Consider the following 11,838-nt stretch of genomic DNA (forward strand, 5'->3'; position numbering starts at 1 on the left):
TCCTTTGAATAGCTTAGCCAGCGCAAAAGCGACAGTTCATCACAGGCCAAGAATCCTGACCGTGACATGCATATTTCGCTCCCCAGCCGTGCGATGGAATGGATTGCCTTTAATTCAGCGAGGTTTTGTAATATCTGCCTCGCATGCCGATGATCATCCTGCGAACGACGAGCCCGATATCGAAATGAACGCTCCTGCAAAGACCGAAGAATTCGCCTCCGCCATTCCCGCCGGCGTTTACGCCGAGACGGTGCTGAGCGTGACGCATTACACTGACCGGCTCTTCCGTTTCACGATGACCCGGCCGGATGGCTTCCGTTTCCGTTCGGGCGAATTCGCGATGATCGGCCTGATGGTCGAAGGCAAGCCGGTCTTCCGCGCCTATTCGATCGCAAGCCCGGCCTGGGCCGAGGAGCTGGAATTCTTCTCCATCAAGGTGCCGGATGGCCCACTGACCTCGCATCTGCAGCTCATCAAGCCGGGCGACCAGGTGCTGATGCGCAAGAAGCCGACGGGCACGCTGGTTCTCGACGCGCTCACCCCGGGCAAACGCCTCTACATGTTCTCGACCGGCACCGGCGTCGCGCCGTTCGCGAGCCTCATCCGCGATCCGGAAACCTACGAGAAGTTTGACGAGGTCATCCTCACGCATACGACACGCGAGATTTCCGAGCTGAAATATGGCTTCGATCTCGTCCACGAGATCCAGAACGACGAGCTCCTCAAGGAAGTCGTCGGCGACAAGCTGCGCCACTATGCGACCGTCACCCGCGAAGATTTCGAATATCGCGGCCGCATCACTGATCTTATTTCCTCCGGCAAGCTCTTCACCGATCTCGGCGTTCCGCCGATCGATCCGGCGATCGACCGCGGCATGATCTGCGGTTCCTCCGCCATGCTGAAGGACACAAAGGAGCTTCTGGAAAAGGCCGGTCTCGAAGAAGGCGCCAACAGCAAGCCCGCCGAATTCGTGATCGAACGCGCCTTCGTCGGCTGAAGCCAGAAAATAGATTTCCAGGTAACGGCTCCGGAAACGGGGCCGTTTCTATTTCTGGCTCAGATAATCGATCAGATCGGCCATGGCCTCGCGCGCCTGCTCGACCTCACCCTGCTGAATAGCCGTTATGACTACGACGTGGAGAGAGATGGAGCGATCCATCCGTTCCGGATTGGCGGTCGAATACCACAGGCGGCGGGAATGGGTCTGGACCGGCCCCAATGCTGCGGTCATGAAGCTGTTCGGGCAGGCATCCTCGAGGATCTCGTCAAAGGCCTTGTCGGCTGCGAAAAAGCCCGCCACATCGCCGCTGACAGCACATTCTTCCATCGCGCGGGCGCAGGCAACGAGCCGGGCCCTCTGCTCCTCATTCGCAGCATCGGCGACGAGAGCTGCCGCAACCGGCTCCAGCTTGCGGCGCACCTGCATGACATTGGCATGATCTTCAGCATGGATTTCGGCGATCTGCAGGCCGACGCGCGGCTTCACTACGATCAGCCCCTGCCAGGCAAGCTTCTGGATCGCTTCACGCACCGGTGTGCGGCCATGGCCCGCAAGATCGATGAGCTGTTTTTCCGTTACCAACGCACCCGGCGCCAAAGCCAGCGTCACGATAGCGTGCTCCAGCGCCAGGTAGGCGAGATGGCTTAGCGATTCCTGCATGCGGGCGAATCCCAGACTGATATATCAATACTGGCACGGTTAAATGCCAAAGACAAGTTATCCTGATATATCAAGGTCATGCAGTACGCGAAAGCACTCCCTTATTCGTGACGCAGCGCCTCGATGGGATTGAGCTGTGCTGCACGTCTGGCCGGAAAGAAGCCGAAGATCATGCCGATCGCCGCCGAGAAGACGAAGGCAATGAAGATGATGAGCGGGCTGACCACGAAGGGCACATTGAGGAAGCTGACCGTACCGTATGCAAGTGTCAGACCCAGCATGATGCCGGCTATGCCGCCGAAGAGCGACAGGGCGACGGCCTCGACGAGGAATTGCGTCAGCACCTGATTTTCAAGTGCGCCGATCGCAAGACGGATACCGATCTCGCGCGTGCGCTCTGTCACCGATACCAGCATGATATTCATGATGCCGATACCGCCGACGAGCAGGCTGACGGCGGCGACCGCGCCGAGCAGGCCGGTCAGCAACGTCGTCGTACCGGTCATGGCCTCGGCGATCTGCGTCATGTCGTTGACGTTGAAATCATCCTGACGGCCGGGGATGATCTTGCGGCGTTCGCGCAGCAGGTTCTCGACATCGGCTTGCACCTTTGATGTCGAGACGCCGTCACGCGCGGAGATGAGGATCGTCGGCACATTGGAGCTGCCGCTGATGCGTCGCTGGAACACCTTGACGGGCATGATGACGGCATCGTCCTGGTCGTTGCCCATGCCGGACTGGCCGCGCTTTGCCAGGACGCCGATGACCGGGCAGGAAACCTTGCCGACACGGATCAGCTGGCCGGTCGGATCGGCGGCGCCGAAAAGCTGCTCGCGCACAGTCTCGCCGATGATGCAGCGCGACTGGCCGCGCTCTTCTGCCGGCGTGAAATTGCGGCCAAGCGCCAGATCCCAGTCCTGTGCGATGAAATAGTCGTTGGTCGTGCCATAGACCGTGGTGGAATGGTTCTGCCCACCGAAGATGACCGTCGCCGTCGACTGATTGGATGGCGCCACTGCCCGCAGGCCGGAGACCTGATCGCGGATCGCCTCGACATCCTTCAGCGTGAAGCGCCGCGCCTCGGAACTGGCGCGGCCGGGACCGAACTGGCCGGGGCGCACAAAGAGCATGTTGGTGCCAAGGCGCGAAAGCTCGGTCGAAACCTGCGCCGTCGTGCCATTGCCGATGGTGACAAGCGCGATGACGGCGGCAACGCCGATGACGACGCCGAGCACGGTCAGGAAGGAACGCAGAAGATTGCGGCTGATGGCGCGCAGCGCCAGCTTCAGCGTCTCAAAGAACATGTTCTGCCCTCCGCTGATGCTCGACCTCTGTTTCCAGCTTGCCGTCGACGAAGCGCAGCAGGCGCCCTGCATAGGCGGCAATATCGGGCTCGTGGGTGACCATGACGATGGTGATGCCCTGCTCGCGGTTCAGCCGCGTCATCAGATCCATGATCTCCATGCTGGTCTTGGTATCGAGGTTGCCGGTCGGCTCATCGGCAAGCAGCAGAGCGGGTTCGGTGACGATGGCGCGGGCGATCGCCACGCGCTGCTGCTGACCGCCGGAAAGTTCCTGGGTCTTGTGGTTTTCCCTGCCCGACAGGCCGACAAGGCCGAGCGCTTCCCTCGCCCGCCTGCGCCGCTCGCCGACCGCCATACCGCGATAGATCAACGGCAGTTCGACATTCTCGACTGCAGATGTGCGCGACAACAGGTTGAAGCCCTGAAAGACGAAACCCAGCATATGGCGGCGCAAAAGTGTCAGCTGGCTGCGATCGAAGCCACCTGTCGAAATACCCTGGAAGACATAGTCGCCCGAGGTCGGTACATCGAGGCAACCGAGAATATTCATCCCCGTCGACTTGCCGGAACCGGACGGTCCCATGATCGCGACGAATTCATGCTCGCGGATCGAAAGGTCTACGCGGTCGAGCGCGCGGATGGCCGCAGCGCCCTCACCGTAGATTTTCGAGACCTGCCTGAACTCAAGAAGTGGCGGGCGTTCCATCATCGGCTCCCGTCAGTTCGTCCGTGCCGCGGCATCGGTGATGATTGCATCCTTTTCGGTGAGTTCGCCCGATGTGACCTGGGTGAATTGACCATCGGAGGAGCCGACCTGGATCACGACGGGCGCGGGGTGGCCGTCGCGCAGCACCCAGACGCGGCGCTGCGTGCCGGTGAGCTTGGAATCACCACCGCCGCCACTGCGGGGCAGACGCGGCGGACGGAACAGGCTGAAGATGCCGCGACCACCGCGCCCTTCCACTTGCGGCGGCGCATAACGGAGGGCCGCATTCGGCACCATCAGGGTATCCTTGACGGCCTCGACGGTGATATCCGATGTCGCCGTCATGCCGGGGCGCAGCAGCAAGTCGGCATTGTCGACCGAGAGGACCGCCTTGTAGGTGACGACATTGTTGACCACTTCGGAAGCAAAGCGGATCTGCTCGATCACGGCCGGGAAGGTGCGGTCGGGATAGGCATCGACAGTGAAAGTCGCCTTCTGGCCGACGGCGATCTGGCCGACATCAGCCTCATCGACATCCACTTGCAGCTCCATCTTCTTGAGATCGCCGGCAATTGTGAAAAGCACGGGCGCCGAAAGCGAGGCAGCAACGGTCGCACCCGGATCGACGGAGCGGGTGAGGATCACGCCATCGATCGGCGAGACGATCTTCGCCTTGCCGAGATTGACCTCGGCAAGCTGCAGGTCCGCCTCTGAGGCCAGGACCTCGGCCTCATTGATATCCTTGGCGGCGACTGCCGAGTCATATTTGTAGGTCGCATCGTCGAGGCTCTGCTGGGTGGAGACGTTACTTTTCACGAGGCTCTTCAGGCGGTCGAGCGAGGTCGCAGCCGATTCCAGATCTGCATTCGCCTTGACCACGTTGGCCTTTGCCGAGTTGAGCTTGGCACGCGAACTCTTCACATCGGCTTCCAGCTTGTTGGTATCGAGGACGGCCAGAACATCGCCTGCCTCGACGGTGCTGTTATAGTCGACATTGACGTCACGCATGGTACCCGACAATTCGCTCGATATATCAACCTGCTGGGTCGGCTGGACGGAACCGGTGGCGGTGACGAGCACTGTGAGGTCGCCGTGCTTGATCGGCTGGGTCGTGTAGGTGATTTCGGCACGGCCTCGGCCCGCATAGAAATAGGCGGCAGCGGCGGCAGCCAGGATCACGAGCACCAGAACGATCAGGCGTCCACGCCAGCGACGGCCCTTGCTCTGCCGGCCAGCAACCAGCACGGCAGCCAGATCGGCATTTGCGCCTGTTACAGAACCGGTCTCTTTACCAGCCTCCAAATTGTCCATCTAATCCTCGATGTATGCTTCGCCGTATCAGCCCTGCTTCACGCCGAGATAATCATGCCGAAGATGAACCCAACATTACCGATGCCCTGACGATGGCACGGAAATGCGGCTGAAAAACATGAAATATTCGTAAGGAAACGGCTGGATGGCGCAGTCAGCGAAAGCTGTTCGGCAACAAGCCCGCGGGCTCGACGCGAATAATTCGGTCGACCTAGAGCGATCCACGGCTCTGGAAAGGCCGCGGCATCGTCCAAGCCCTAACGTGCAGGCAGAATTGCGGCGCCGCCTGCCGCCTGAACCGCGAGGCTGCCCATGGCAATGCCTTCGCGCAGGCAGATATCGGCGCTCGCGCCGCCAAGCCAGGCATGGATGAGCCCGGCATTGAAGGCGTCCCCCGCACCGGTCGTATCCACGACGTTGACGGTGGGGGCATTCTGATGGAGGCGCAGATCTCCGGCCGCGAAATAAGCTCCGCCGGCGCCAGCCTTCAACGCCACCGCCGGGAAGCGCTCGGCGAGCCTATCCAGCGCTACGTCCGGATCGGAGTATCCGGTGATGGCGACGGCTTCCTCGACATTCGGAAGGAAGAGATCGACGCCCTCGCAGCGATCGAGGAAATCGTGCTGGTAGATCAGCGTCTCGTCCCAGCTCGGATCGAGAGATACGGTGAGACCGTTCTCCCTCGCCTTTGCGATCAGACCGGGGATTTCCGCCAAGGTGGCAAATTCGGCGATGTGCAGATGACGCGCCTCGTTCCACGCAAGCGCCTCACCGAGCGTAGCCGGCTCCGCGCCGCCGGCACGACGGGACAGAAAGGCCCGCTCCTCGCCATTGTTGATCGCGACCGTGACCTGTGGACCGGCATCAGCCGCCCGGTCGAGAAAACGAAGGTCGACGGCGCTCGCTTTCAGTTCCGCGATCAGGCCATTCGAAAGCCCATCAGTGCCGAGACGGGAGAGCAGAGCCGTCTTGCGGCCGATATGGGCCGAATAAGCGGCCATGATGAAAGCGCCACCGCCTGCTGCAATACGCAAGTCATCGGCAAAGAGCTCACGCCCGAGCACAGGCATGGTCTCCAGTCCTGTGAAAATCAGGTCGCAATAGATCCGGCCGATGCTGAGCACCGCGGATCGCATGTCATTATCAGATGTCATTGGCGCCCGAGGGCCTTTTCCGTTTTTGCATCGAAAACATAGAGAGCACCGGAGGCTGCATGGGCATTCACGGTGCTGCCGACGGCCGGTATCACCTTACCGGGGGCGGTTGCAATCACGGACGTGCCCGTCACATCGAAATGCACCAGCGTTTCGGCGCCGAGCGGCTCGACGGCCGTCACCGTACCTGAGAGCGAAAGGACGCCCGTGCCTTCGCCGATAACCAGATCATGCGGACGCACGCCGATCAGATGCGGACCGCCCTGCCCGATGCGCAAACCATCGGCAGCAGCCGTGCCCGGCAGAAGGTTCATCGACGGGCTGCCGATGAAGCGCGCGGTGAAGACGTCGGCGGGGTTCTCATAGATATCCATCGGCGTTCCCGCCTGCAGGATGTGACCATCCTTCATGACGACGATACGGTCGGCCATGGTCATGGCCTCGACCTGATCATGGGTGACGTAAACGATCGTCGTGCCCAAGCGCTGGTGCAGGCGTTTGATCTCGATGCGCATCTGGGTGCGCAGCTGGGCGTCGAGGTTTGACAACGGTTCGTCGAAGAGGAAGGCAGAGGGATTGCGCACCATAGCGCGGCCGATCGCAACACGCTGACGCTGGCCGCCGGAGAGCGCGGCCGGACGACGGGCAAGATAATCCGTCAACCCGAGGATCTGCGCCGTCTCATCGATGCGCTTGTCCTTGTCCGCCTGCGAGAGCTTGGAGGTGTAGAGACCGAAGCCGATATTCTGGCGCACGCTCATATGCGGATAGATGGCGTAGTTCTGGAACACCATGGCGATGTTTCGCTGTTTCGGCTCGCGCTCGTTGACCACCTCGCCGCCGATCCTCAGCGTGCCGCCGGAAATGTCTTCAAGGCCGGCGATCATGCGCAGCGTCGTCGACTTGCCGCAGCCGGACGGGCCAACGAAGACAACGAATTCACCATCGGCGATCGCGAGATCAATGCCGTGGACGACATCCAGCTTGCCGTAGCGTTTGACGAGCCCCTGCAGTTCAATATTTGCCATCAGGCCGTCCCCATCAATGCCGTGAATCTGGTTTGAAGTTCCTGAGCAGCGGCGGCTTCGCGCGCTGCATTTTCCTGCGCTTGTCTGGCGAATGCGGCAGCCTTTTCCTGGTAGGCTGCAAGCGCATCCGCCATCGGTGCCGGCGCGGGGCCGCCGAAGCGGGCGCGGACGGCAACGAAATGTTCCGGCGAGACGATCTCGGCAAATTGCGCCTTGTCGATACCGGGTTTGCGGCCGGCCAGTTCCTCGAAAGCTGCGAGGAAAGGCTCGTAACCGTCATCCGAAAGACCACCGCCCTTGGCGACCACCGCGCGGGCCACCGTTGCGGCAATTTCATGCGCCTGACGGAAGGAGAGCCCTTCCAGACGCACCAGCGAATCCGCCAGTTCCGTGATCGTGATGCAGGAGCGGCGGATATTGTCCGCTACGCGCTCGGGATCGATGCTGATCTGGGAAATGAAGGCGGCCAGCAGGTCAAGTACGCGGGCGGCCGAGTGGAAGGCCTCGTAGCCCATGCCCTGCGTTTCGCCTTCGCTGTCGTTCATATCGGTGAAGGGCGTATTGTGCATGACGTCGAGCACAGTGCGGGCGCGGCCGAAGGTCTGGCTCGCGAGATGGCGCATATGCTCGATCGGCACCGGATTTCGCTTCTGCGGCATGATCGAGGAAATCTGCACCAGCGCGTTCGGCACATAGATCTGGCCGACCTCGAAGCTCGTCCAGAACTGGAAATCCTGGATCAGGCGGCCGAGATGCAGGAACATCAGCTCGATCGCGCTATAGGTCGAGGTCGTATAGTCCACAGCGGCGATGCAGCTGTAGGAATTGCGCAGCGGCGCGGCAAAACCCAGCAGTTCGGCAACGCGGGCGCGGTCGATCGGGAAGCCCGACGTTGTGATCGCCGCAGCGCCCATGGGGCTGAGATTGACGATCTCGCGAGCTTCGGCAAAGCGCTCGATATCGCGGATCAGGACTTCAATCGCTGCCGAGAGATAATGACCGAAGGTGGTCGGCTGGGCCGGCTGGCCGTGGGTATAGGCGACGATCAGCGTCTGCTTCTCCCAGTCGGCCGTGGCGATCATCGCATCGAGCAGCTTGCGCGCCTTGACCATGAGCGCATCGATGCGTTCCTTCAGGCCAAGCTTGAACAGCGTATGGTCGATATCGTTGCGTGAGCGCGCCGTATGCAGGCGGCCGGCGATATCGACGCCAATGCGAGCCTTCAGCTCCTTCTCGATGAGGAAGAAAAAGTCTTCGACCTCGCCGGTATAGACGAGCTTTTCGGGATTGATGTCATGGTCGATCGCCTCGAGCGCGCCGGCGATCTTGCCGGCCTGCTCACGGTCGAGAATGCCGGTTTCGACCAGCATGACGAGATGAGCGCGGTCGATGCGGCGGAAGCCATCAACATGATGGGTCTTGGCGCCATCGAAGAGCGGCTTCAACACCGTTTCCTTATAGACAGGATCAGGAAAGACGCTCTTGTCGGAAAGACGGGGGTTGGTTTCGGTCATGTTTTATCCCTTCAGACCGGCCAGCATGACGCCGCGCACGATGTAGCGCTGCAGCACCAGGAAGACGAGCAGCGTCGGCAATGTCGCAAGTGCTGCACCGGTCATGATCATTTCCCATTGGATGGATTGCTCGACGGCAAAGCTCGAGAGGCCCACCGGCAGCGTGTAGAGTTCGCGGCTGGTGGTGACGATCAGCGGCCAGAAGAAGGCCGTCCAGTTGCCGAGGAAGGTGAAGATCGCCAGCGCCGAGAGGGCCGGCGTCACCAGCGGCATCGCCACCTTCCACCAGATCTGGAATTCGTTCAGGCCATCGATGCGGGCAGCTTCGAGGAAATCGTTCGGCACGGTTTCAAAGAACTGCTTCATCAGGAAGGTGCCGAAGGCCGTCATCATGCCCGGGAACATGATGCCCCAATAGCTGTCCAGCCAGCCGAGTTGCGCCGACATCAGATACCAGGGAATGACGAGCATTTCCGTCGGGATCATCAGGGTCGAGAGGATCGCCAGGAAGATCAGGTAGCGACCACGGAATTCGAACTTGGCGAGCGTATAGCCGACAAGGCTGTCGAAGAAGACGTTCGAGAGCGTCACCGTGCAGGCAACGATCGTCGAGTTCAGGAACCAGCGCATGAAGCGGCCGTCCGAGAGAACGGTGATGTAGTTCTGCAGCGTCGGTTCGGCCGGGATGAGGCGCAGGTCGTAGACCTGGCCTGCTGTCTTCAGCGATGTCGAGAACATGAAGAGCAGCGGCGAGACCATGATCAGGCCACCGATGAAAAGCAGCGTCCAGATGAGGATGGCGCCGGGGCGGATATTGGCTTTCGGCAGCGGTGCCGTGGTGTTCGTGGTCACGGCACTCATTTGCGCTCCCTCAGGATCCAGAGCTGCAACAGGGATACACAGAGCAGGATGGCGAAAAGCACCACGGTTTGAGCTGCCGCATAACCCATGTTGTAGGATGAAAAGGCCGTCTGATAGATCATGAGAACCAGAGGCTTGGTCGATCCGAGCGGGCCGCCGGGATCGTTGGTTGTCATGTTGTAGACCTGGTCGAAGATGCGTAGGAAGCCGATCGAGGAGAAGACGACGAGGAAGACGGTCGTCGGCTTCAGGAGCGGCAGAGTGATCTTCCAGAGGATCGGCCATTCGCCGAGACCATCGATCTTCGCAGCCTCGTAGAAGGTGCTCGGGATGGCGCGAAGGCCAGCCATGAAGATGATGATCTGGAAGCCGAGGCCAGCCCAGATGGACGTGACCATGATCGACGGCAGCGCCTGATCGACGGAGCGGATGAACTGCTGCTGCGGCAGGCCGATCATGCCGAGCACATCGTTGATGACGCCGATCGGAGCCGGCTGATAGAACCAGCGCCAGACCCAGGCCATGGCGGCAGCCGTCGTCAGGAACGGCAAGAAATAGAGCGCGCGGATCAACCCGTGCAGGAAGCGCACGCGATCCAGGAAGAAGGCCACGACGAACGAGATGATGAGGCTCAGCGGCGTGCCGATGACGAGATAGGTGAAGGTGTTGCGGAAAACCTTCCAGAACTGCGGGTCGTTATAGAGCTTCACATAATTGGCGACGCCGATGAATTTCGGCGGCTTCATCAGGTTCCAATTGGTGAAGGACAGGTAGAAGGCCTGCAGCGTCGGATAAAAACGGATCACGCAGTAAAACAGGATCGGCAGGGCAAGGAATGTCCAGACCCAGACGAGGCGCTTCTGGCGCATCGTCAGCCGATCCCAGAACGATCCGGCGGGACGGCTCAAGGCCGCCCCCTCCGTATTCGCGGGTGCGGAGCTCATGGCCGTCCCTTATTTGCTCTTGGCATTGTCGATGATTTCCTGCTCGGCCGTTGCGGCCTGGGCAATGGAATCCTCGGGTGATTGTCCCTCGAGCAGAACGCGGTTGACCATGTCGATGGCGTTCTGGCGCTGGCCGGCTTCATCCACGAAGAGCGAGGTGTGGGAGTATGCGAGCGCCTTCAGGAAAGGCGCGTAGATCGGATTCTTGAGGTTCTCGTCGGTCAGCGCTGCTTCGCGGCGGGCCGGCAGTTCGCCGACGGTGCCGAGCCAGATCTTCATGGCTTCCGGCGAGGTCACGTAAGCGAGGAACTTCTTGGAGGCCTCAAGCTTTTCGCCCGATACCTTGGCGCCGATGCCGTTGGCGAAGTAGCTTGCATAGTTCGAGCGCAGGCCATCGGCATTGGCCGGCAGCTCGGTCACACCCCATTCGAAATCCTTGATGCTGCCGAAGGAGCCGAGACGGAAAGTGCCGTCGATGGTCATCGCCGCCTTGCCGCCGCGGAAGGCTGCCTGGCCCTCATCCATGAAACCGGTCTGACCGACCTTCTTTTCAGTCTGCAGGCTGGTGTAGAATTTCAGCGCCTTGATGCCGGCATCGCTATTGTAGGTCACCTTGGAATAGTCGGCAGTATAGGGCTCGCCGCCAAACTGGCGGATCAGCACTTCACGCCACCACTGGTGATCCTGGCCGCCCATGTCGAGCGTCGTGCCTTCGACGGCAATGTTGCCGGCGGCATCGCGCTTGACTGTCTTTTCGGCGGCAGCGACGAATTCATCGACGGTCTGCGGCGGCTTGTTCGGGTCGAGACCAGCTTCCTGGAAGAGCTTCTTGTTGTAGAAGAGCGCCAGCGAACGGACGGCGGTCGGCAGGCCGTAATAGTCGTCACCGCGCTTCATGGCTGATACGATCGGGAAGAAGTCCTTCTCGATCTGGTCATGCGGGAAAGCGTCTGTTGGCAGCGGCTGCAGCAGTCCACCAGCGATGAACTGGTCGAGCCAGCCATAGAAGAGCTGCATCACATCAGGACCATTGCCGGCGAGATTGGCGGCAACGACGCGCGTCTGGTAGTCAGCATAGGGGAAGGTCGTCTGCTTGACGGTAATGTCGGGATTGGCCTTTTCGAAATTGGCGATCAGTTGGTCCATCGCCTTGACACGCGTATCGTAGACATACTGCCAATATTCGATTTCGACGGCCTGGGCGCTGTTGACCGCAACCATGCTGATGCCGGCAAAAAGCCCGGCCAATAAGATTCCGCGACGCATATTATCCCTCCATTGCCGAGCCGGCCTTCGAACCGCTCGCGCTCATCTGGTTCCCCAGGGCATCCCGCATATCGGCAGCGCCCCGATTTG

At 60.8% G+C, this 11,838-nt stretch carries 11 protein-coding genes; 1 reads left to right on the forward strand and 10 read right to left on the reverse strand.

Going from position 1 to position 11,838, the window contains the following annotated elements; all coding sequences use genetic code 11:
* Positions 1 to 184: 184 nt before the first annotated feature.
* On the forward strand, positions 185 to 997 hold the full coding sequence (locus AB4Z13_RS14845; protein WP_113319894.1) for a ferredoxin--NADP reductase: 813 nt from the start codon (positions 185 to 187) through the stop codon (positions 995 to 997).
* Positions 998 to 1,045: 48 nt separating this feature from the next.
* Here AB4Z13_RS14845 and AB4Z13_RS14850 read toward each other — a convergent pair whose 3' ends face one another.
* The 10 genes from AB4Z13_RS14850 to AB4Z13_RS14895 form a co-directional block, all read right to left on the reverse strand.
* Positions 1,046 to 1,660 (reverse strand): GntR family transcriptional regulator, encoded by a 615-nt coding sequence (locus AB4Z13_RS14850; RefSeq protein WP_439014920.1) that lies wholly within the window; start codon positions 1,658 to 1,660, stop codon positions 1,046 to 1,048.
* A 101-nt stretch (positions 1,661 to 1,761) separates the two neighbouring features.
* Positions 1,762 to 2,964, reverse strand: coding sequence for an ABC transporter permease (locus tag AB4Z13_RS14855; RefSeq protein ID WP_439014919.1), 1,203 nt, complete (start codon positions 2,962 to 2,964; stop codon positions 1,762 to 1,764).
* Positions 2,954 to 3,670 carry an ABC transporter ATP-binding protein gene (locus tag AB4Z13_RS14860; RefSeq protein WP_439014918.1) on the reverse strand — a complete coding sequence of 239 codons (717 nt, stop codon included), beginning with the start codon at positions 3,668 to 3,670 and terminating at the stop codon, positions 2,954 to 2,956. Before AB4Z13_RS14860 ends, AB4Z13_RS14855 begins: the two co-directional genes overlap by 11 nt.
* A 12-nt stretch (positions 3,671 to 3,682) precedes the next feature.
* Complete coding sequence (locus AB4Z13_RS14865; RefSeq protein ID WP_439014917.1) at positions 3,683 to 4,981, reverse strand: efflux RND transporter periplasmic adaptor subunit; 1,299 nt, start codon at positions 4,979 to 4,981, stop codon at positions 3,683 to 3,685.
* A gap of 257 nt (positions 4,982 to 5,238) precedes the next feature.
* A complete protein-coding gene (locus AB4Z13_RS14870) occupies positions 5,239 to 6,135 on the reverse strand; it encodes a carbohydrate kinase family protein (protein WP_439014916.1) in 897 nt (298 codons plus the stop codon).
* Positions 6,132 to 7,163 (reverse strand): ABC transporter ATP-binding protein, encoded by a 1,032-nt coding sequence (locus tag AB4Z13_RS14875; protein WP_439014915.1) that lies wholly within the window; start codon positions 7,161 to 7,163, stop codon positions 6,132 to 6,134. Before AB4Z13_RS14875 ends, AB4Z13_RS14870 begins: the two co-directional genes overlap by 4 nt.
* The gene (gene argH, locus AB4Z13_RS14880) at positions 7,163 to 8,677 is read right to left on the reverse strand and encodes an argininosuccinate lyase (protein ID WP_439014914.1); all 1,515 of its coding nucleotides are present in this window, start codon (positions 8,675 to 8,677) and stop codon (positions 7,163 to 7,165) included. The genes AB4Z13_RS14875 and argH overlap by 1 nt, the downstream gene beginning before the upstream one ends.
* A gap of 3 nt (positions 8,678 to 8,680) precedes the next feature.
* A complete protein-coding gene (locus AB4Z13_RS14885) occupies positions 8,681 to 9,538 on the reverse strand; it encodes a carbohydrate ABC transporter permease (RefSeq protein ID WP_310389578.1) in 858 nt (285 codons plus the stop codon).
* On the reverse strand, positions 9,535 to 10,407 hold the full coding sequence (locus AB4Z13_RS14890) for a carbohydrate ABC transporter permease (RefSeq protein WP_439017200.1): 873 nt from the start codon (positions 10,405 to 10,407) through the stop codon (positions 9,535 to 9,537). The genes AB4Z13_RS14885 and AB4Z13_RS14890 overlap by 4 nt, the downstream gene beginning before the upstream one ends.
* Positions 10,408 to 10,491: 84 nt before the next feature.
* The gene (locus AB4Z13_RS14895) at positions 10,492 to 11,748 is read right to left on the reverse strand and encodes an extracellular solute-binding protein (RefSeq protein ID WP_439014913.1); all 1,257 of its coding nucleotides are present in this window, start codon (positions 11,746 to 11,748) and stop codon (positions 10,492 to 10,494) included.
* Between the last annotated feature and the right edge of the window lie 90 nt (positions 11,749 to 11,838).

It is taken from the genome of Rhizobium sp. YAF28 (assembly GCF_052113285.1).
In the GTDB taxonomy this organism is placed as follows: Bacteria; Pseudomonadota; Alphaproteobacteria; order Rhizobiales; family Rhizobiaceae; genus Rhizobium.